Genomic DNA, 21,269 nt, shown 5'->3' on the forward strand with positions numbered 1-21,269 from the left:
CGAAGCCGAAGCCGAAGCCGAAGCCGAAGCCGAAGCCGAAGCCGAAGCCGAAGCCGAAGCCGAAGCCGAAGCCGAAGCCGAAGCCGAAGCCGAAGCCGAAGCCGAAGCCGAAGCCGAAGCCGAAGCCGAAGCCCCGGCCGAAGCCGAAGAAGTGCAGCCCGAGCCGGAAGCAGAGACCCTGTCCGGACCGGACGCCGAAGCGCAGCCGGCGGCAGAGGCCGAAGAGGTCGCGCCGCGCCGTGTGGCCCCGCGTCGCCCCGTGCGGGTGGTCAAGGTCAGGCGTCGCACGGTCGATGCCCCGGAAAGCTCGTTGTCGCAGGACGAAGAGGCCGAGCTGATGGCCGAACTGGCCGAGGTTGAGGCCGAAATCGAGGCGCCGGTCGCCCAAGAGGCCCCAGAGGCCACAGAGGCCCCAGAGGCCGAAGCCGCCAGCACACCGGATATCTCTGACGTTGTCGCGGAGAGCCAGCGTGCGGTGCGCGCCATGACCCGCCGCGACCGTCGCGACAGCTTTGCCGAGGAAGAAGGCGACGTGTCGCGCCTGCTGGCCGCCACCGACGAACAGCTGCAAGAGCCCGAAGGGCGCTCGCGCCGCAACGCCATCGCCCATCTGCGGGCCGCCGTCGCCGCCACCCGCGCCGACCGCAGCAAGGACCGCACCGAAGAAGGCGATCCCCGTGGCGCCTACCGCGATGATCTGGCCGCTGCGGTGCGCCCGCGCCGCTCGGCCGAGGCCGACCAGCCCCGCGTCGCCCCGCTCAAGCTGGTGGCCGAACAGCGCGTCGATCTGCCGGCCCATGAAGAGCCGGCACCGGGGACATTGGCTCAGACCGTGCGTCCGCGCCGGGTCTCGATGCCGGTCGAGCGGGACGAGGATGACCGCGCCGGCGGGTTCGCCAGCTTCGCGGAAGAGGTCGGCGCCCACCGCCTGCCGGAACTGCTCGAGGCGGCCGCGGCCTACATGTCCTTTGTCGAGGGCCGCGATGAATTCTCGCGCCCGCAGCTGATGACCAAGGTGCGCCAGGTCGACACCAGCGACACCAGCCGCGAGGACCGGCTGCGCAGCTTTGGTCAGCTGCTGCGTGACGGCAAGATCGAGAAGCTGCAGGGCGGGCGGTTCGCCGCATCGGACAGCATCGGCTTCCGTCCCAAGGACCGCGCTGCCGGATAGGGCTTGCACATCTTCAACAAATGGGCCGGGGCGAAAGCTCCGGCCTTTTCGTTTCCGATCAACAGTTTGGAACGTTGACTGCAAGCCCTCCGAGCGAGGTTTCCTTGTACTTTTCATGCATGTCCGCGCCGGTCTGCCGCATCGTCTCGATCACCGCGTCCAGCGGCACGAAGTGCTGGCCGTCGCCGCGCAGCGCCAGGCTGGCCGCCGAGACCGCCTTGATCGCGCCCAGCCCGTTGCGCTCGATACAGGGCACCTGCACCAGCCCCTTGACCGGGTCGCAGGTCATGCCGAGGTGATGCTCAAGCGCGATTTCCGCGGCATTCTCAATCTGTTCCGGCGTGCCTTTCATCACGGCGCACAGGCCCGCCGCGGCCATGGCGGCGGCCGAGCCGACCTCGGCCTGGCAGCCGGCCTCGGCGCCCGAGATCGAAGCGTTGTACTTCACCAGCCCGCCAATCGCCGAGGCGGTAAGCAGGAAGTCCGGCACCCCGGCCCGCGAGGCCCCCGGCACATGGTCGAGCCAATAGCGGATCACCGCCGGCACCACCCCGGCCGCGCCATTGGTGGGCGCGGTAACCACTTGGTTTCCGGCGGCATTTTCCTCGTTCACCGCCATGGCATAGGCGCTCATCCAGTCGTTGATCGTATGCGGCGCCGAGAGGTTGCGGCCGCGTTCGGCCAAAAGCGCTTCGTGAATGGTCCGCGCCCGGCGCCGCACGTTGAGCCCGCCGGGCAGGATGCCGCCCTGGGTCAGCCCGCGGTCGATGCAGTCGTTCATCACCTGCCAAATCCGGTCGAGCCCCTTTTCGAGCCGATCATGGCCGCCGCGCGAGATCTCGTTTGCGCGTTTCATCTCGGCGATGGTCTTGCCAGAAGTTTTCGCCATTTCAAGCATTTCCGCGGCAGACTTGAAGGGGAAGGGCACCGGCGGCCCGGCGTCCTTGTCGCGGCCTTCGGCCAGTTCGGCCTCGGTCACCACAAATCCGCCGCCGATCGAGTAATAGGTCTCGGACAGGATCACGTCGCCCTGGGCATCGCGGGCGCGCAGCACCATGCCGTTGGCATGGCCCGGCAAGTTGGCGCCGAAATCGAACACCAGATCCGCCTTGGGGTCGAAAGACAGGACGCCAAGGCCTTCGGGTGACATGGTTTTCTCCGTCTCGATGCGGGACAGTTCCGCCTCGGCACGGGCGGCGTCATAGCTCTCGGGGGTAAAGCCCGCGAGGCCGAGGATGGTGGCGCGATCGGTGGCATGGCCGACCCCGGTAAACGCAAGAGAGCCGTGAAGAGTGGCCTGCAACCCTTTGAACTCGAAGGGAGAGTCGCGCATCAGGTCAAGAAACCGCGCGGCGGCCACCATCGGCCCCATGGTGTGCGAGGACGACGGGCCGATGCCCACCTTGAACATCTCGAAGACCGACAGAAACATCAGGGGCAGGTCCTTGCATGAGGGACGGATTGGCCCCGAGTGGTACAGCCCGCGGCGCAAAATCCAAGGGTGGAAAGCGACCTTGTGTCGGGCGTTCCGGTCGCGCGGGCCGGTGAAAGCCCGTCAGGTTCACGGAAAACTGCGCGAATCCGGGGAAATGCCTGCCGAAACGGTCTCGCAACCCCACCGGCGATTTCCTATAACTCCGCGAACCTTGAGGGAGTCGCTATTCATGTCCGGAGAATTGTCGCCGATCGACAAGGCCAAGTTCGTGGCCGCCAAACGCGCGTCAGACATTGTCGAGGATGGCATGCGGGTCGGTCTCGGGACCGGGTCGACCGCAGCCTGGCTGGTGCGCTGTCTGGGCGAGCGGGTGCGCGAGGAGGGGCTGCGGTTTCGCGGCGTGCCGACCTCGACCCGCACCGCCGAACTGGCCCGCGAGATGGGCATCACCGTCATCAGCCTCGAAGAGGCGCGCTGGCTCGATGTCACCATCGACGGTGCCGATGAGTTCGACGGCAATTTCAACCTGATCAAGGGTGGCGGCGGCGCTCTGCTGCAGGAAAAAATCGTCGCCACCGCGTCTGACCAGATGGTGGTGATCGCCGATGCGGCCAAGCGGGTGGAGCATCTCGGTGCCTTCCCGCTGCCGGTCGAGGTGATCCCCTTTGGCTGGCCGACGAGCCAGGCGCTGATCGAAGAGCTGTTGGTCTCGATGGATGTGATGGGGCGCAATTCGACGCTGCGGATGACCGGCGACAAGCCTTATGTGACTGACGAGGGCAACCACATCCTCGACCTGCATCTCGGCCGGATCGGCGACCCGCGACAATTGTCGCTGGTGCTCAACCAGATCCCCGGGGTCGTTGAAAACGGGCTGTTCGTGGATATCTGCGACATGGTGATCGTGGGCTACGGCGACGGCCGCATCGAGCTGAGGGACATCAACACCGGCGCGGTCGAGAACGAACAGCTCGAGTTCGTTGAAAACGAGAACATGTTCGCCGATCTCGGCGACTGGAAACGTGATTAAGGGATCCTTCATGGAATTTGACTACGACCTGTTTGTCATCGGTGGTGGCTCCGGTGGCGTTCGTGCCGCGCGGGTTGCGGCGGGCGAGGCCGGCGCCAAGGTGGCTCTGGCCGAGGAAGATCGTTATGGCGGCACCTGTGTCCAGCGCGGCTGCGTGCCCAAGAAACTGATGGTCTTTGCCTCCGGATACGGCGTCGCCGCCAAGGAAGCACAGGACTACGGCTGGACGATGATGGCCGGCGGCTTCGACTGGTCCAAGTTCCAAGGCACCATGTTGGCCGAGCTTGACCGGCTGGAAGGGGTCTATCGCAAGATCCTTGCCAACAACGGCGTCGAGACCTTTGACGCCCGGGCCCGGATTGCCGATCCGCATACCGTCGAGCTCTCGACAGGAGAGAAGAAGACCGCCAAGCACATCCTGGTGGCCACCGGCGGCTGGCCGGTGAAGCCGGATATTCCCGGCGCCGATCTGGCGATCACCTCGAACGAGATCTTCCACCTCGACGCTCTGCCCAAGAGCATGCTGATCGTCGGTGGCGGCTATATCGCCTGCGAATTTGCCTGCATCATGAACGGCTTGGGCGTCAAGACCACGCAATTCTATCGCGGCGCGCAGATTCTGCGCGGCTTTGACGAGGAGGCCCGCGGGCTGGTCTCCGAAGAGATGATCCAGAACGGTGTCGATCTGCATCTGGGCACCAATGTGCTCGAGATGAAACAGGTCGACGGCGGCATCTGGGTCAAGGCCACCAATGGCAAGGAATACACCGTCGACCAGGTGATGTTTGCCACCGGCCGGGCGGCGAATTCCCGCGACCTGGGGCTCGAGGAGATCGGCGTCACGCTGGGCCGCAGCGGCGAGATCGAGGTCGATGACTACAGCCAGACGGCCGTGCCCTCGGTCTATGCGATCGGCGATGTCACCAACCGGGTCAACCTGACCCCGGTGGCGATCCGCGAGGGCATGGCCTTTGTCGAGACGGTGTTCAAGGGCAACCCGACGCCGGTCGATCACGAGATGATCCCGAGCGCGATCTTCACCCAGCCCGAGATGGGCACGGTGGGCCTTTCGGAAGAGGCGGCGCGCGAGCGCGAGCCGATCGAGGTCTATTCCACCTCGTTCCGGCCGATGCAGACGGCGTTCATCGGCAAGTCCGACCGGGTGATGATGAAGCTCGTCGTCAGCCAGGAAAGCCGCAAGGTTCTGGGCTGTCACATCGTCGCGCCGCAGGCCGGCGAGATGATCCAGCTGGCCGGCATCGCCGTAAAGATGGGGGCGACGAAAGAGGATTTCGACCGGACCGTGGCGGTGCACCCGACCATGTCCGAAGAGATGGTGACCATGCGTACACCGGTGCGCACGGGTTGAATATGGAGGTCCGCTCCCCGATTTTAGGGAGAGGACAAGAGATGAAGCGAACCTGAAGGGAAGAGCGGATATGGCAGGCAATTCTGGCGGACCCTGGGGCGGTGGCTCTGGCGGCTCGGGTGGATCGGGCGGCGACGGGCGCGGCTCTGGTGGCAACAAGGGCGGCGGACGTCGCCCCGGCGAGGGCGACAACAACCCGCAGATCCCCGAGATCGACGAGCTGATGAAAAAGGGCCAGGAGCAGCTGCGCGTGCTCATGGGCGGGCGCGGTGGCAACACCGGCCGGAACAATGGCGGCGGCGGTGGCGGCGGTCGCGGCAGTGGCCCGATGCTGACCCGTGGCACCATCGGCCTCGGCATTCTCGGCGCGCTGGTCCTCTGGGGGATGGCGAGCTTCTATACCGTCAAGCCCGAGGAACAATCGGTCGAGCTCTTCCTCGGCGATTACGTCAGCACCAACGGCCCCGGCCTGAACTTTGCGCCCTGGCCGCTGGTCACCGCCGAGGTCATTCCGGTGACCCGCGAACAGACCGAGGATATCGGCGTCGGCGGGCGCGGCAGCGATGCCGGCCTGATGCTCACCGGCGACGAGAACATCGTCGACATCGATTTCCAGGTGGTCTGGAACATCAACGATCCGGCGAAATTCCTGTTCAACCTGCGTCAGCCGCAACCGACGATCCGCGCGGTCTCGGAATCGGCGATGCGCGAGATCATCGCGCAATCCGACCTGGCGCCGATCCTCAACCGCGACCGGGGCGTGATTGCCGCGCGGCTGCAGGAGCTGATCCAGTCGACGCTCGACAGCTACAGCAGTGGCGTCAACATCGTGCGGGTGAACTTCGACAAGGCCGACCCGCCGGCGTCGGTGATCGCGGCCTTCCGCGACGTCCAGGCCGCCGAGCAGGAACGCGACCGTCTGCAGAACGTCGCAGACGCCTATGCCAACCGGGTGCTCGCCGAGGCGCGCGGTGAAGCCGCGCAGCTGCTCGAGCAGGCCGAGGGCTATCGCGCCCAGGTGGTCAACGAGGCCGAGGGTGAGGCCAGCCGCTTCTCCGCCGTCCTCGGCGAATACCAGAAGGCCCCCGAGGTCACCCGCCGCCGGCTCTATCTCGAGACGATGGAACAGGTGCTGGGCCGGGTCGACAAGATCATCCTGGACGAAAACGGCGCCGGAGGCGGGCAGGGCGTGGTGCCCTACCTGCCGCTCAACGAGCTGCGCCGCAACTCCACAACCACCGAAACCGGAGGGTCCAACTGATGCGGAAAACCACCTATCTTCTGCCCGTGGTCGTGATTGCCCTCGTGGTGGCGCTGTCGTCGGTGTTTATCGTCGACGAGCGTGAAAAGGCGCTGGTGCTGCAATTCGGCCGCGTCGTGGCGGTCAAGGAAGAGCCGGGGCTGAACTTCAAGCTGCCGCTCATCCAGGACGTGGTGCGCTATGACGACCGCATCCTGAGCCGCGATGTCGATCCGCTCGAGGTGACGCCGCTGGACGATCGCCGGCTGGTGGTCGATGCCTTCGCGCGCTACCGGATCGCCGATGTGAACCAGTTCCGAGAGGCCACCGGTGCCGGCGGCGACCTGGCGATCGAGGTGGCCGGCCAACGGCTCGATTCGATCCTGCGCTCGCAGACCCGCGAGATCCTCGGTTCGGTCTCGTCGAACGACATCCTGAGCTCCGACCGAGCCGCGCTGATGATGCGGATCCGCAATGGCGCGCTTGGCGATGCGGCCGAGCTGGGTCTCGACCTGCTCGACGTGCGTCTCAAGCGCACCGACCTGCCGGCGGAAAACCTCGACGCCACCTTCGAGCGGATGCGCGCCGAGCGCGAGCGCGAGGCGACAGACGAACGCGCCCGCGGTAACGAGGCGGCGCAGCGGGTGCGCGCCCAGGCCGACCGGACCGTGGTCGAGCTGACCTCGGATGCGGCCCGCCAGGCCGAGATCATCCGCGGTGAGGCCGATGCCCGCCGCAACGGCATCTTTGCCGCGGCCTTTGGCGAGGATCCGGAGTTCTTCGAGTTCTACCGTTCGCTCACCGCCTACCAGCGCGCGCTGCAGGGCAACAACTCGACCCTCGTGCTCTCGCCCGACAGCGATTTCTTCAACTACCTGAAATCTGACACCGGGGCGCAGGCCGACACGGCTCTGGCGGCATCTGAGGCCGCCGCGGCGGACGCGGCCGGAACCGTCGAAGCGCCTGCGGAAGAGGCGCCCGAGCCGGCACCGGTCGAAGAGACCCCCGAGGCTGAAATCCCCGAGCCGGCCCCGGCTGAGGAGACCCCGGTCGACGAGACCGCGACGCAATGATCGAAACCGCAATTCTGGCCTTCGGGCTGGTGTTGATCGTGGAGGGGCTGGCCTATGTGCTGGCCCCTTCGCTTGTGGAGCACCTGCTCGAGGCCCTGCGCGCCCTGCCAGAGGCGCAGCGCCGCAGCCTTGGGCTGACGGCTCTGGCGCTTGGTGTCGTGCTGGTCTGGATCGCCAGGTCGCTGGGGGTGTGAGAGCGCCGTGCCTGTCCCGGATCGGATCCGGGGCCTCCCGAAAAGTTGACCCCGAGGTCCTGGCGCGGCGGCCGGGACGCGGCCCCGGCGGGGCGCTGCCGCCAGACCGGGGCGGGTATTTAGGGTTACAGCCCTCACGTGCCAGTCACATCGGGTTGATCGCGCGAGAGTTCCTTTGCCTGTGGCTTTTGAGTACCTAGATTGGTGACAGTTAGGCAGCCCGCGTCGTTCGCGGGACAAACAGGAGGAGTTCGATTTGAGACCCCAATCGACAGCAGTACCCAGGTCCGGCCGGATGATCGATCCGGCCCGGCTGCGTCTGATGTGGATGACCGGCATTTCGGTCATGTTCATCTTTGCGCAGGCCCTGGCCGCCGCCGCCCGCGGCGCGCCCGAAAGCTTTGCCGATCTCGCCGAGAGCATCAGCCCGGCGGTGGTCAACATCACCACCACCACCACCGTCGCCGGCCGCACCGGCCCGCAGGGCATCGTGCCCGAAGGCTCGCCCTTCGAGGATTTTTTCCGCGAGTTCCAAGACCGCGGCGGCCAGGGTGACCGTCCGCGCCGCTCCTCGGCGCTGGGCTCGGGCTTCGTGATTTCGGAAGACGGCTTCGTGGTCACCAACAACCACGTGATCGAAGGCGCCGACGAGATCCTGATCGAGTTCTTCGGTGGCCAGGAACTGCCGGCCGAAGTCATCGGCACCGACCCCAAGACCGACATCGCGCTGCTCAAGGTCGAGGCCGACCAGGCACTGCCCTTCGTCAACTTCGGCGACAGCGATACCGCGCGTGTGGGCGACTGGGTGATGGCGATGGGCAACCCGCTGGGGCAGGGCTTCTCGGTTTCGGCCGGGATCGTCTCGGCCCGCAATCGGGCGCTGTCGGGCACCTATGACGATTACATCCAGACCGACGCCGCCATCAACCGCGGCAACTCCGGCGGGCCGCTGTTCAACATGGACGGTCAGGTGATCGGCGTGAACACCGCGATCCTGTCGCCGAACGGCGGTTCGATCGGCATCGGCTTCTCGATGGCCTCGAACGTGGTGACCAAGGTGGTCGACCAGCTCAAGGAATACGGCGAGACCCGTCGTGGCTGGCTCGGCGTGCGCATCCAGGACGTGACCGACGACGTGGCCGAGGCCATGGGCCTCGAGAGCGCCTCTGGCGCGCTGGTCACCGACGTGCCGGAAGGCCCGGCGATGGAGTCGGGCATGGAAGCCGGTGACGTGATCGTCAAGTTCGACGGTCGCGATGTCACCGACACCCGCTCGCTGGTCCGCCAGGTCGGCAACACCACCGTCGGGAAATCGGTGCTGGTGGTGGTCAACCGCGACGGCAAGACCCAGACCCTGAAGGTGACCCTCGGTCGCCGCGAAGAGGCCGAGGGCGCCGTGCCGGCCTCGCAGCCGCTCGACGACATGGTCGAAGAGCCTGCCGAGGTCGAGATCCTCGGGCTGACGATCGCGCCGATGAACGACGAGCTGCGCGAGCAGCTGGAGCTGCCGTCGAGCGCCGAGGGCCTGGTGGTGAGCGATGTCGACGAGATGTCGGAAGCCTACGAGAAGGGCCTGCGCGCCGGTGACGTGATCACCGAGGCCGGCCAGCAGAAGGTGACCGAGATCGCCGCCCTGGAAGAGCAGATCGAGGCGGCGCGCGAAGCCGGCCGCAAATCGCTTCTGCTGCTGGTCCGCCGCGCCGGCGACCCGCGGTTCGTGGCGATCGGCCTAGACGAGTGATCTTGCATCACTGATCGTGGAAAGGGGCGTCCTGCGGGGCGCCCTTTTTCGTTGCGGTTCAGGCGTACACTTGGCGCGGAAGACCTGGCTGAGTTGGCGTCATGGGTGCAGGCGTCTTGCTGGCCAGACGTCCTCGCCGCTCAGCGCCGCTCCACCGCCGCCAGCCCGAGATCGCGGGCGGTTTCGATGGTCAGCAGCGCCGTCTCCACCCCCTGTGCCCGCTGGTAGAGCCTGAGCGCGGCCTTGGTCGCGGGGTTGATCTCGCCAGAGATCGGCCCGTCATAGCGCCCGCGCGCCTGCAGGGCGCGCTGCAGCGAGGCGATGAACTCCGGGGTGATCTCGGCGGCGCAGAGCGTCTCGAAGACATATTCCTTGCGCGGGGTGACGATCTCCTGGCGGATCTCTGTGGCATAGATCGCCGGCGCCAGCAGCGATCCGTCGGGGTTGAGGATGGCGGGCTGATCCAGCACCTGCGCGGTGCGGGTCTCGATCACCGCCGGGGTCACGTCGCGCGCCCAGCAGCTGCCCGGCCGCGCGCCCGGCGGCGGTGGCACCCGCGCCTGCTCCAGCGCGGTAAAGGCAAATCGGGTCGGGGTCTCCGGCAGAGGGGCGCAGCCGGCCAGCGCAACGCAGAAGGCCACGCCAAGCGGCGCGGCGCAGGCCCTGCGGAATGCGGTGCGGTGGATCATCTGCCTTCAGCCTCTTGCCCTCTCGCGGGGTCTTGTCCGGCGGCAGGTTAGCGGCTTTGCCCCGGGTCGGAAAGCGGGCCGGCAAGAGCCGGCGCAACTTCGCCCGGATCTGTGACATCGAGAAGACTGTCGAGCATCGCCGAGATATCCTCGACCTCCTCGGCGATCACATGGGTCACCCCGGCATCGCGCTGCAGCCGACCGGTGACCCGCAACATCCGCCCGGCGATGACGGCCCGGCGAAACCGCTCGTAGAGCTTGCGCCAGACGATGACATTGACCACCCCGGTCTCATCCTCGAGCGTGACAAAGATCACCCCCTTGGCGGTGCCCGGCCGCTGCCGCAGGATTACCAGCCCGGCCACGGTGATCCGCGCGCCCTGTGGCGGCTCGACCAGCCGCGCGGCCTGCAGCGCCGAGGGAGGGCGGGGCCAGTCGCCGGGGCCGGAGACAGGGAGAGAGGGGGCAGGACGCAGGACTTTCATGCGAACGAATATAGAACATCTGCGGCTCACCGCAAGTTGCAAGAGGCGGGGTCGCAAAAGGGGATGAAACACCATAAGAGGCTTTGCTAACACGATGACGAGATTCCAAAGAGGTCAAGGAATGGCGAAGATCACCTATATCGAGCACAACGGCACCAAGCACGAGGTCGAGGTGGCCAGCGGGCTGACCGTGATGGAAGGCGCGCGCGACAACAACATCCCCGGCATCGAGGCCGATTGCGGCGGTGCCTGCGCCTGTTCCACCTGTCACGTCTATGTCGACAAGGCCTGGACCGAAAAACTGCCGGCGATGGACGCGATGGAAGAGGACATGCTCGATTTCGCCTATGAACCCGATCCCGAGCGCTCGCGGCTGACCTGCCAGATCAAGGTCTCCGACGACCTCGACGGTCTGGTGGTGCAAATGCCTGAAAAGCAGATCTGATGCCGGCGCCGCGCCGACCCTTGCGCCTCATGCGCGGCTCCGCCCGCGGCGCAGGGCTGGCGGCGGGTCTGTGGCTGGCCGGGGCTGCCGCGGCCCAGGCGCAGAGCGATCCACCCTGCGGCAGCGAAGGTATCACCGCGGCCTATGCCCAGCCCACCGACCGCTACCCGCACGGGGTGTTGGGCGACGACCTGGAATGGGGCGCGCTCGTCGTGACCTGCGGCAGCGATAGCCAGACCGCGCGTCTGCCCCAACGCCTCGTTTTCGAGGATGTGGCGCCGCGCCTGGCCCAGCTCGACGGTCAGGGGCCGCCAGAGATCATCACGGTGGAAAGCCACACCAGCCAGGGCGCGCGCCTGGCGATCTGGGGCCTGCGCGAGGGCGGGCTGCAACGCCTCGCCGCGACGCCGCATATCGGCACCCGGTTTCGCTGGCTGGCGCCTCTCGGCGCGGCCGATCTCGATGGCGACGGGATGATGGAGCTGGCCTATGTCGACCGCCCGCATCTGGCGCGCATCCTGCGGGTCTGGCGCTACGACACGACCGGGCTGACCGAAATCGCCGCTCTGCAAGGCGTCACCAACCACCGCATCGGCGAGCGCGACATCGCCGGCGGCCTCCGTGACTGCGGCAACGGCCCCGAGATGATCCTCGCCGATGCCAGCTGGCGCGAGGTCATTGCCGTCAGCCTCACCGAAGGAACCCTGACCCAAAGGCCCCTCGGCCCCCACAAAGGCCGCGCAAGCTTTGCCGCTGCCCTGACTTGCCAGCCGCTGCCCTGACCACACCGCCTGCGCCGCGCGCAATCCAGTCGTTCTTCCGAAAAAAATAGCCCCGGGGGTCCGGGGGCAGCGCCCCCGAAGTCCGCCGTCAGCCAAAAGCCGGAACCGCCAGGATCACTCCCAGCAGCTCACCAGCACCGCCATCCCGCGCGCCTTGTTGGTCAGGTCCTCGGGCGCCAGGGCGGCCCCGCCACGCGCCATCCGGGCGGTCACGCCGGCCTGGCGCATTGCCGTCTGCAGCGCGCCGGCGTCGGCGGAAAAGCTCACCTCTTCCGGCAGCGTCCGGTCCGCGCCGTCGCGCGGCAGCAGCATGCCGATCACCGCGCCAGAGCTGTTCATCACCGGTCCGCCGGCATCGCCGGGCAGGGCCGAGAGCGACACCCGGTCGAGCGCTTCTTCGCCATCAAGCCCGCGCAGGTCGACCAGCTTGCCAAAGGTCATCGAGGGTGCACCCAGCACGCCCTCGTAGGAAAACCCGGCGACGGCGATCTCGGATTGCAGCCGCGGCGCGGCGGTGGCCAGTTCGGCCACTTCCAGCGGTGCCAGCCGGGTCTGCGGCGTCAGCAGCGCCACGCCCAGCGTGGCGTCGGTGGCCGAGACGCTGGCCTCGGTCTTGCCGTCGAGGGTGACGCGGGTGCAGCCTTCGACAGCCTCCAGCGTGGTCAGCACGGTGCCGTCTTCCGAGACGAAGAACCCGGTGCGCGACACCCGCGGCTTGCGGATCTGCAGCCCCGAGAGCAGGTCGACCGACTGGGTGTCGCCGACGCCGATGTCAGAGGGCAGCACGCCGGGCACGCGGGTGAAACTGTCGGACATCTCCTGCAGCACCCGGGTGCGGCGGTCCTCGTCGCCGGCCGGCCAGACCAGCATGAAACCCTTGATCTCGCCGTCGCGCAGGCTCACCTCGGTGTGCGAGACGATCCTGGAATTGCTGCCGGTGATGCTGAAGCCGTCGTTGCGACGCTCGCGCGGGCCGTCGAGCGGCACCGCCTCCAGCGTCTGCAGGATGTCGTAGAGGCCGTACAGCCGGCGCTGGTCGCCCTCCTGCGAGATCAACAGCACCCGGGCCGGCAGGTCGCCGGTCGGCTCGTAGCGGGCAAAGGGCGCCTCATGCGCCTCGAATTCGACCACGCCCAGCGGCACGACCATCTCGATCCCGGCCTGACTGTCGGTGACGCGCTGCAGGCCCATGCCCTCGAGCACGGCGTTGTATTGCTGCATCGCCAAGGCCCGCTGGCGGGTGGTCATCACGCCGGTGGCCTCGACCTCGTTGGCCTCTTGCCAGGCGGCCATGGCACGCCGGGTGCCGGCACCATAGGCGCCGTCGATGGCGGCATTGTAAAAGCCGGCCCATTGCAGGGCGACCTGAAGATCCCGCTTTTCCTGCCCGGTCATCTGCGCCTCGCTGCGGCGCGCCTCGGCCACGGTCTCTTCGGGGACCGCGGGTGTCGTCTCTGGCCCGTCCGCGGCCGCCTCGGTGCTGTCGCTTGCTTCAGTCGCCCCAATCGCCTCGAGCGCCTCTGCCAGTTCGCTGGTCTCGACCTCGGCGGGCGGGGTCTGCGCGTCGGCGCCCACCGGCCAGAACTGGCGCTGCAACGCACGTGCGCCGACGACGAAACTGTCGCGTGGCACCCGGCCCTGGCCGCGCAGCTGGCGCAGCTCGCCGGTGGCGGCATTGCGCGACGGGTAGGGACCAAGCGCCACGGCGTACCAGCCGGAGCCGACGGCGAAGCCGTTCACATTGGGCAGATACTCGGCATAGTCGCGCACCCGCTCCTCGGCTTCGAGGAGGCTGGGCAGCGCCTCGACCTGGATCCAGGCGCGGTTGTCCTGGGCCGAGACGGCGCTCAGCGAAGATACCAGCGCGAAAACTGTGGCGAAAAACAAACGTGTCATATGTATGGGTCGTCCTGGCCTGCATATTGCTCTTGTCGGCATACTGTAGCCCATGGGGCCGGGCTTGCGAGCCGAAAATGGCGGTTTTCCGCTTTTGTCACGGGATAGTCAGGTGGTGGTTGCCGCCATGCCGCATCGGACTATTTCCCGGCAATCCGGGGCCTCTGATTGACCCTCGCGCCGCATCCGCCTAAGCAGGCGCAAAGCTTGCAAGGGCCATGACATGACACGCGACACCGCCACCAAACCGCGCTCTTTTCAGGAAATCATCCTGCGCCTTCAGGCCTATTGGGCCGCGCAGGGCTGCGCCGTGATGCAGCCCTATGACATGGAGGTGGGCGCCGGCACATTCCACCCCGCCACCACGCTGCGCTCGCTGGGCTCGCGGCCCTGGGCTGCGGCCTATGTGCAGCCCTCGCGCCGCCCCACGGACGGGCGCTACGGCGAGAACCCGAACCGGCTGCAGCACTACTACCAGTATCAGGTGCTGATCAAACCCAGCCCGCCCGACCTGCAGGCGCTCTACCTCGGCTCGCTCGAGGCGATCGGCATCGATATGGCGCTGCATGACATCCGGTTCGTCGAGGACGACTGGGAAAGCCCGACCTTGGGCGCCTGGGGCTTGGGCTGGGAGGTCTGGTGCGACGGCATGGAAGTCAGCCAGTTCACCTATTTCCAGCAGGTCGGTGGCCATGACTGCCACCCGGTGTCGGGCGAGCTGACCTACGGGCTCGAGCGGCTGGCGATGTACGTGCTGGGCGCGGATCACGTGATGGAGATGCCCTACAACGACCCCGAGGCGCCGATTGCGCTGACATATGGCGATGTCTTCCGCCAGACCGAGCAGGAATACTCGCGCTGGAACTTCGACGTCGCCGACACCGAGGTGCTGTTGCGGCATTTCGAGGAGGCCGAGGCCGAATGCGCCCGCATCCTCGGTGAACCGGCGCAGGACCCCAAGACCGGCAAGCGCATCGTCATGGCGCATCCGGCCTATGACCAGTGCATCAAGGCGTCGCACATCTTCAACCTGCTCGATGCCCGCGGGGTGATCTCGGTCACCGAGCGGCAGGCCTATATCGGCCGGGTGCGGACCCTGGCCAAGGCCTGCGCCGACGCCTTCGTTCAGACCGAGGCGGGCGGCTACCTTGCGGAGGCCGCAGGGTGAGTGGACGGATTGTTGCGGGATTGATCGTGATGGTGGCTTTGGTTGCGGGTGCGCTGCTTTATTACATGCAGATCTACGCCTTTTACGCGCCGGTGACGCCCAGCGGGCAGGACGACGTGCAGCTGGTCTCGCTGACCTCCGGCGTGCCGGAACCGATCGTCTACGAGGATTTCGAGGCGATCGACGCCGAGAGTTCGCCCATTCGCTATCGCGCCTGTTTCACCACCATCCACAGCCTCGCCATGCTGACCGAGACCTACGAGATGTACGACGGCGCCGAGCCGCGCAACGCCCCGGGCTGGTTCGACTGTTTCGATGCCGAGGCGATCGGCGCGCAACTGGCGGCGGGCGATGCGCTGACCTTTCTCAGCCAGAAGAACGTGGCCTATGGCGTCGACCGGGTGGTGGCGATCACCGACGACGGGCGCGGCTATGTCTGGCACGAGCTCAACGACTGCGGCGACAAGGCCTATGACGGCACCGTGGTGGGCGAGGAATGCCCGCCGCGCGAGAATTCCGCCGATTAGGGAACAAAACGCGGCTGTCATGCGCTGACCTCGCAACAGGAGGTTACGCCAATGTCACAGAGCAATGCACCAGACTGGGTTGTCCCGGTGATGCGTGCCGGTTATGCCGCGCGCGGTCTCGTCTATCTTATCCTCGGCGGTCTGACGATGTCGGCCGCCTTTTCCGGTGGCAACACCGAGGGCACCAAGGGCGCGGTGGAAACCCTGCGCGGCGCGCCGTTTGGCCAGGTCCTGCTCTGGCTCGTGGCGCTGGGCTTCGTCTGCTACGGGGTCTGGCGGCTGATTGCGGCCTATTACGACCTTGAACGCCGCGGCGACGATGAGGAGGGCGTGGCCAAGCGCCTTGCCTTGGTCGCCACCGGTCTGATCCACATGGCGCTTGGCGCAGGGATCGCGGCGCTGGCGCTGGGGATCGGCGGCTCGTCCGGCGGTGAGGGCTCTGGCGCGTCGAACTGGACCGCCAAGGTTCTGCAGATGCCCGGTGGCAAGTGGATCGTCGGCATTGCCGCGCTGGCAATCATCGGCGCCGGCATTCACTACATCCTCAAAGGCTGGCAGAAGAAGTACAAACGCTACATCGAGAGCAATGAGAAGACCCGCAAGCTGCAGCCGCTGCTGCGCTGGGGCTTTGTCAGCTACGGTATCGTGCTGGGGATCGTCGGGGTCTTCCTGCTGTTTGCCGCGATCTATTCCGACCCGTCGAACGCCAAGGGCATCGGCGGCGCACTGGAGTATATCCGCGGGCTGACCGGTGGCCGCTTCCTGCTCGGGATCATCGCGCTGGGGATCGTCGGCTTCGGTGTCGAGAACTTCGTCGAGTCCCGCTACCGGGTGGTCTCTGGCGTCGACTACGACAGCGACGTCAAGACCATGGCGCAGGAGGCCAAGGCCAAGGCCGAACGCAAGATGGCCTAATTCGCCGCTATCGGCTTGCCGTGCAGGGGCAGGGGCTTTAAGCACCGGGGCGTTGATCCAGAACCCCCGGTGACCCCATGCCCGACCTGCTTATCGAACTCTTTTCCGAAGAAATTCCCGCGCGGATGCAGGCCCGCGCCTGCGACGATCTCAAGGCGCGGATGACCGGCGGGCTGGTCGAGGCCGGGCTGACCTATGCCTCGGCCGCCGCCTTTTCCACGCCACGCCGGCTGGCGCTGACCGTCGAGGGGCTGCTGGCCGAAAGCCCCACCGTGCGCGAAGAGCGCAAGGGCCCCAAGGTGGGCGCACCTGACAAGGCGATCGAGGGCTTCCTGCGCGGGGCTGGCGTCAGCCGCGATGCGCTGGAAGAGCGCGAGACCCCGAAGGGCGCGGTCTATTTCGCCACCATCACCAAGCCGGGCCGGCCGGCGGGTGAGATCGTGGCCGAGGTGCTGGAGGACGTGATCCGCAACTTCCCATGGCCCAAGTCGATGCGCTGGGGCGCGGGCAGCCTGCGCTGGGTGCGGCCGTTGCATTCGGTGATCTGCCTGCTGAGCGATGAAGGCGGCGCCGAGGTGGTGCCCTTCGAGATCGACGGCATCCGCGCCGGTGACACCACCCGCGGCCACAGGTTCATGGCGCCGGACGCGTTTTCCGTCGTGTCCTTCGAGGATTACGCGGCAAAGCTCAAGCGCGCGCATGTGGTGCTGGACGCCGGTGAGCGGGCCGAACACATTTGGCAGGACGCCACCAACATGGCGTTTTCGCAAGGGCTCGAGGTGGTCGAGGATCGCGGGCTGCTGGCCGAGGTGGCCGGACTGGTGGAATGGCCGGTGGTGCTGATGGGCGAGATCGGCGCCGATTTCCTCGGGCTGCCGCCGGAGGTGCTGCAGACCTCGATGAAGGAGCACCAGAAGTTTTTCTCGGTGAAGAACCCCAAGACCGGCCGGATCGAGAAATTCGTCACCGTCGCCAACCGCGAGACCGCCGACACCGGCGCGACCATCCTGGCCGGCAACCAGAAGGTGCTCTCGGCCCGGTTGTCTGACGCAAAGTTCTTTTGGGAGAACGACTTGCGCGCCGTTGCGGATGCCGGTCTCGAGGGCATGGCGGCACCGCTGAAGGACGTGACCTTCCACAACAAGCTGGGCTCTCAGGCCGAGCGCATCGCCCGCATCGCGGCCTTGGCGCGCGAGATCGCGCCGGTGGTGGGCGCCGATGCAGACGCGGCCGAGCAGGCGGCGAAAGTGGCCAAGGCCGACCTGTCGTCCGAGATGGTCTACGAGTTCCCCGAGCTGCAGGGGATCATGGGGCGCTACTACGCGCTCGAGGCCGGGCTGTCGCCGGCGGTGGCCGACGCTTGCCGCGATCACTATTCGCCGCTCGGGCCGTCTGACGATGTGCCGTCGGAGCCGGTCTCGGTCGCCGTGGCGCTGGCTGACAAGCTCGACACGCTGACCGGGTTCTGGGCGATCGACGAGAAGCCGACGGGGTCGAAGGATCCCTTTGCGCTGCGTAGGGCGGCTCTGGGGGTGATCCGTTTGATCCTGAGCAACGAGCTCGAAATTCCGCTGCTGCCGGTTCTCCACAAGTCTGGCGAAATGAAGTTAGATGATTTAATTGGAGATCAGCTACAGAAAGCTACTTCTGATCAAAAGCAAGTTGAGCAGATTACCGGTCAGGCGCTCGACGAAATTGATAAACTGAAGATCAGAACCAGTGAGCAGAGACAGAACATAGCGAGCGAGTTTATTGGTCGATTGGTTGCAATGGAGAGCGACCTCCTCTCCTTCTTCCACGACCGTCTCAAGGTCTTCCTGCGCGATCAGGGCATCCGCCACGACGTGATCGACGCCTGCATCGCCATGCCGGGCAACGACGACCTCGCGCTTCTGGTCAAGCGGGCGCAGGCGCTGCAGGGCTTCCTCGGCACCGAGGACGGCGGCAACCTGCTGCAGGGCTTCAAGCGTGCCAACAACATCCTGACCCAGGCCGAAGAGAAGGACGGGGTCGAGTACAGCTTTGGCGGCGACGTGAAGTTTGCTGAGGACGCCGAGGAAAAGGCGCTGTTTTCCGCGCTCGATGCTGCCGAGCCAGAGATCAAGGCGGCGCTGGAGCGGCAGGACTTCGAGGCGGCGATGCGGGCGCTGGCCGGCCTGCGCGGCGCGGTCGACGGGTTCTTCGAGGCGGTGCAGGTCAATGCCGAGAACGAGGTGCTGCGGCGCAACCGGTTGAACCTTTTGTCGAGCATTCGCACCGCCTGCCTTTCGGTCGCCGACCTGACCCGGATCGAAGGCTAGGCGCTCGCGCGTTCCGGTGGCGCCGCTCGGCCCGGCCGGTGCCGCAACGGCAGGCAACGGCCCGCCCTGCGGCGGGTTCGCGGGCGGCGTTTAAAGCTTGTGTGGTGCGTTCGGGCGCTTATGCTGCGCTGCAACGCAAAGGAACCGCGCTTGCTTCAGGACAATCCCGATATCACGCCGATCACGCCGACCGCTCAGATGAAGGCGCAGACCCACGGCGGGCGCGCGAAATGCCTGCAGCGGCTGGTGCGGCTCGAGATGCCGGTACCGCTCACCGTGGCGCTGTCGTTTGACACCGTGCATGGCATCGCCAGCGGTCACATGCCCGACATGGCGCAGATCCTCGCGGCCTTTCCCGAAGACGCGCTGCTCTGCGTGCGTCCGTCGAGCCAGGATCCGGACTGGGGCGGGCCGGGGGCGATCCTCAACATCGGCATGAACGACGCCCGCTACGTCGAGATGTGCGACACGCTGGGCCGTCACGCGGCCTCGGCGCTCTATGCGCGTTTCGTCGAGGCCTACGCCCTGCACGTGGCGCGGCTCGACCCGGATGTGTTTGAAGAGATCACCTCTGACGGGCCGCAGGCGCTGTCGGAGGCATTGCGCGCCTATGAGGACGAGGCCGAGGAGCCGTTTCCGCAGGACCCGGGCGTGCAGTTGAGCCAGGTGCTGCGCTCGATGGCGCGCGCGTGGGAGGGCACGACGGCGCGGCTCCTGCGACAGGCCAAGGGCGCGCCGGCGGATGCCGGGCTCGGCCTCGTGGTGCAGCAGATGGCGCTGGGGATCGGCCACCCCGAGGCGCGCGATGGCGAAACCGGCTCGGGCGTGTTGCAGCTGGTCAACAGCCAGACCGGCCTGCGTCAGATCACCGGTCGCTACCTGAGCCAGAGCCAGGGCCGCGAGGCGTTGTCAGGCGCGGCCGAGGCGCTGTTTCTCGCCAAGGACGACCGTGGTCCGTCGCTCGAGGAAGTGGCGCCAGAGGCCTTCAACGAGATCGTCGGCATTGCCGAGCGGATGCGGCGCAAGCTGCGCGCCGAGATGCAGATCGAGTTCACCATCCAGGGCGGCCGCGTGCATGTGCTCGACGGGGTGCGGGTGGGGCGGTCGAACCGGGCGGCGGTGCGGATCGCGGTGGCGCTGGCGAATGACAAGATCATCCCGCGCGAAGAGGCCTTGATGCGGGTCGAACCGCGGGCCCTGAGCGAGCTCCTGCACCGCCAGATCGACACCGACGCGCCGCGCGACATCCTCGGTCACGGCGTCGCCGCCAGCCCCGGCGCGGCCACCGGGCGGATCGTCTTTACCGCCACAGCCGCCCAGGCCAGCGCCGCGCGCGACGAGCCCTGCATCCTGGTCCGGCGCGAGACCTCGCCAGAGGACATCCGCGGGATGCAGGCGGCGGTCGGCGTGCTGACCGAACGCGGCGGCATGACCAGCCATGCGGCGGTGATCGGCCGCGGCATGGGCATCCCCTGTATCGTCGGTGCTGCCAGCCTGGCCTTCCATATCCGCAAGAAGCGTCTGGTGGCGATCGATGGCCGGGTCCTGACCGAGGGCGACGTGATCACCATCGACGGCGCCACCGGCGAGGTATTGGCCGGCAGCCCGCCGATGCTCGAGGCGGCGCTGGACGAGAGTTTCCAGACCCTGATGGACTGGGCCGACGCGGTGCGCGACATCGACATCCGCGCCAATGCCGACACGCCGATGGACGCGCAGACCGCGCGCAACTTCAAGGCCGACGGCATCGGGCTTTGCCGCACCGAGCACATGTTCTTTGAGACCGACCGGATGATCGTCATGCGCGAGATGATCTTTGCCAAGTCCTCGGAGGACCGCCGCGCCGCGCTCGAGCTGCTTTTGCCGATGCAGCGCGCCGATTTCATCGAACTGTTTCGCATCATGCAGGGGCTGCCGGTCTGCATCCGGCTGTTCGACCCGCCGCTGCACGAGTTCCTGCCCTCCGACAAGCCCGGCATGCGGGCGCTGGCCGAGGCGCTCGACCTGCCGGTTTCGGATGTCGAGCGCCGGGTGGAATCGCTGAGCGAATACAACCCGATGCTGGGCATGCGCGGGGTGCGTCTGGGGATCACGCTGCCGGAGATCTACGACATGCAGGCGCGCGCCATCTTCGAGGCGACGCTGGCCGCCAGCCGCGAGGGCGCACCGGTGGTGCCTGAGATCATGATCCCGCTGGTCTCGGCCCGGCGCGAGGTCGAGATCGTCAAGACCCGGGTCGACGCGGTGGCCGCCGCGGTGCGCAACGAGACCGGCCGCGATTTCGACTACCGGCTCGGCGTGATGGTCGAGACGCCGCGCGCCGCGCTGCGTGCCGAGGAGATCGCCGGCCATACCGATTTTCTCAGCTTCGGCACCAACGACCTGACTCAGATGACCTACGGGCTGTCGCGCGACGATGCCGGGCGGTTCATGTCAGATTACGTCAAGCAGGGGGTCTTTGCCGAGGATCCGTTCCATGTGCTCGACCCCGACGGCGTGGCAGAGCTGTTGCGGATCGGCGCCGAGCGCGGCCGCCGCGCGCGGCCCGACATCGTGCTGTCGATCTGCGGCGAGCATGGCGGCAACCCCGAATCGATTGCCATCTGTCGCGACATCGGATTCACCTATGTCTCCTGCTCGCCCTTCCGGGTTCCGGTCGCAAGGCTTGCTGCAGCGCAGCTTGCGTTGGGCGGCAAGATATAGGCTATGGTCAAATAACACCTGGCTGATATGGTGGTACCACACCCCGGTGATGCGGCGCTGCGGCGGATTTCTGCCCTGCGTCAGCCTGCCGCTAGAAGAAAATTCA

17 protein-coding genes and 1 pseudogene are annotated in these 21,269 nt (G+C 66.9%); 14 read left to right on the forward strand and 4 right to left on the reverse strand.

The window, feature by feature from the left end; translation table 11 throughout:
* Positions 1–1,171, forward strand: a pseudogene (locus tag VOI27_RS20040) (chemotaxis protein CheA); the annotation flags it as partial.
* Positions 1,172–1,229: 58 nt separating this feature from the next.
* On the opposite strand, the gene VOI27_RS20045 reads toward VOI27_RS20040, so the two are convergent.
* Positions 1,230–2,603 carry an L-serine ammonia-lyase gene (locus tag VOI27_RS20045; RefSeq protein WP_323767868.1) on the reverse strand — a complete coding sequence of 458 codons (1,374 nt, stop codon included), beginning with the start codon at positions 2,601–2,603 and terminating at the stop codon, positions 1,230–1,232.
* A 232-nt stretch (positions 2,604–2,835) separates the two neighbouring features.
* Here VOI27_RS20045 and rpiA point away from each other — a divergent pair, with 232 nt between their 5' ends.
* From rpiA to VOI27_RS20075, 6 genes are all read left to right on the forward strand, one after another.
* Positions 2,836–3,636: a ribose-5-phosphate isomerase RpiA gene (gene rpiA, locus VOI27_RS20050; protein ID WP_323767870.1), complete on the forward strand. Its 801-nt coding sequence runs from the start codon at positions 2,836–2,838 to the stop codon at positions 3,634–3,636.
* Positions 3,637–3,646: 10 nt separating this feature from the next.
* A complete protein-coding gene (gor, locus tag VOI27_RS20055; protein WP_323767872.1) occupies positions 3,647–5,005 on the forward strand; it encodes a glutathione-disulfide reductase in 1,359 nt (452 codons plus the stop codon).
* A gap of 70 nt (positions 5,006–5,075) precedes the next feature.
* The gene (hflK, locus tag VOI27_RS20060) at positions 5,076–6,266 is read left to right on the forward strand and encodes an FtsH protease activity modulator HflK (RefSeq protein ID WP_323767874.1); all 1,191 of its coding nucleotides are present in this window, start codon (positions 5,076–5,078) and stop codon (positions 6,264–6,266) included.
* Positions 6,266–7,318 carry a protease modulator HflC gene (locus VOI27_RS20065; RefSeq protein ID WP_323767876.1) on the forward strand — a complete coding sequence of 351 codons (1,053 nt, stop codon included), beginning with the start codon at positions 6,266–6,268 and terminating at the stop codon, positions 7,316–7,318. Before hflK ends, VOI27_RS20065 begins: the two co-directional genes overlap by 1 nt.
* On the forward strand, positions 7,315–7,512 hold the full coding sequence (locus VOI27_RS20070) for a DUF2065 domain-containing protein (protein WP_323767878.1): 198 nt from the start codon (positions 7,315–7,317) through the stop codon (positions 7,510–7,512). Before VOI27_RS20065 ends, VOI27_RS20070 begins: the two co-directional genes overlap by 4 nt.
* A 295-nt stretch (positions 7,513–7,807) precedes the next feature.
* Entirely contained in the window at positions 7,808–9,253 is a 1,446-nt protein-coding gene (locus VOI27_RS20075) for a Do family serine endopeptidase (RefSeq protein ID WP_323767880.1), read from the forward strand.
* A 140-nt stretch (positions 9,254–9,393) separates the two neighbouring features.
* Here VOI27_RS20075 and VOI27_RS20080 read toward each other — a convergent pair whose 3' ends face one another.
* Both VOI27_RS20080 and VOI27_RS20085 read right to left on the reverse strand, forming a co-directional pair.
* A complete protein-coding gene (locus VOI27_RS20080) occupies positions 9,394–9,942 on the reverse strand; it encodes a peptidoglycan-binding domain-containing protein (protein ID WP_323767882.1) in 549 nt (182 codons plus the stop codon).
* 47 nt (positions 9,943–9,989) lie between these two features.
* Entirely contained in the window at positions 9,990–10,427 is a 438-nt protein-coding gene (locus VOI27_RS20085; protein ID WP_323767884.1) for an OB-fold nucleic acid binding domain-containing protein, read from the reverse strand.
* 121 nt (positions 10,428–10,548) lie between these two features.
* Between VOI27_RS20085 and VOI27_RS20090 the strand changes: the two genes are divergently transcribed.
* Together VOI27_RS20090 and VOI27_RS20095 are read left to right on the forward strand one after the other, a co-directional pair.
* Positions 10,549–10,872, forward strand: coding sequence for a 2Fe-2S iron-sulfur cluster-binding protein (locus tag VOI27_RS20090; protein ID WP_323767886.1), 324 nt, complete (start codon positions 10,549–10,551; stop codon positions 10,870–10,872).
* A gap of 29 nt (positions 10,873–10,901) precedes the next feature.
* Positions 10,902–11,654, forward strand: a complete 753-nt coding sequence (locus VOI27_RS20095; RefSeq protein ID WP_323767888.1) for a VCBS repeat-containing protein — start codon at positions 10,902–10,904, stop codon at positions 11,652–11,654.
* A gap of 114 nt (positions 11,655–11,768) precedes the next feature.
* Here VOI27_RS20095 and VOI27_RS20100 read toward each other — a convergent pair whose 3' ends face one another.
* Positions 11,769–13,550 (reverse strand): trypsin-like peptidase domain-containing protein, encoded by a 1,782-nt coding sequence (locus VOI27_RS20100; protein WP_323767890.1) that lies wholly within the window; start codon positions 13,548–13,550, stop codon positions 11,769–11,771.
* A 223-nt stretch (positions 13,551–13,773) separates the two neighbouring features.
* Here VOI27_RS20100 and VOI27_RS20105 point away from each other — a divergent pair, with 223 nt between their 5' ends.
* From VOI27_RS20105 to VOI27_RS20125, 5 genes are all read left to right on the forward strand, one after another.
* Positions 13,774–14,718, forward strand: a complete 945-nt coding sequence (locus VOI27_RS20105) for a glycine--tRNA ligase subunit alpha (RefSeq protein WP_323767892.1) — start codon at positions 13,774–13,776, stop codon at positions 14,716–14,718.
* Positions 14,719–14,747: 29 nt separating this feature from the next.
* A complete protein-coding gene (locus VOI27_RS20110) occupies positions 14,748–15,245 on the forward strand; it encodes a DUF6446 family protein (protein ID WP_323767894.1) in 498 nt (165 codons plus the stop codon).
* A 51-nt stretch (positions 15,246–15,296) separates the two neighbouring features.
* Positions 15,297–16,160 (forward strand): DUF1206 domain-containing protein, encoded by an 864-nt coding sequence (locus VOI27_RS20115; protein WP_323767896.1) that lies wholly within the window; start codon positions 15,297–15,299, stop codon positions 16,158–16,160.
* A 77-nt stretch (positions 16,161–16,237) separates the two neighbouring features.
* A complete protein-coding gene (gene glyS, locus VOI27_RS20120; RefSeq protein ID WP_323767898.1) occupies positions 16,238–18,460 on the forward strand; it encodes a glycine--tRNA ligase subunit beta in 2,223 nt (740 codons plus the stop codon).
* A 120-nt stretch (positions 18,461–18,580) separates the two neighbouring features.
* The gene (locus VOI27_RS20125) at positions 18,581–21,163 is read left to right on the forward strand and encodes a putative PEP-binding protein (RefSeq protein ID WP_323767899.1); all 2,583 of its coding nucleotides are present in this window, start codon (positions 18,581–18,583) and stop codon (positions 21,161–21,163) included.
* The last annotated feature ends 106 nt before the right edge of the window (positions 21,164–21,269 follow it).

It is taken from the genome of Marinovum sp. (assembly GCF_034669705.1).
Lineage (GTDB): Bacteria > Pseudomonadota > Alphaproteobacteria > Rhodobacterales > Rhodobacteraceae > Marinovum.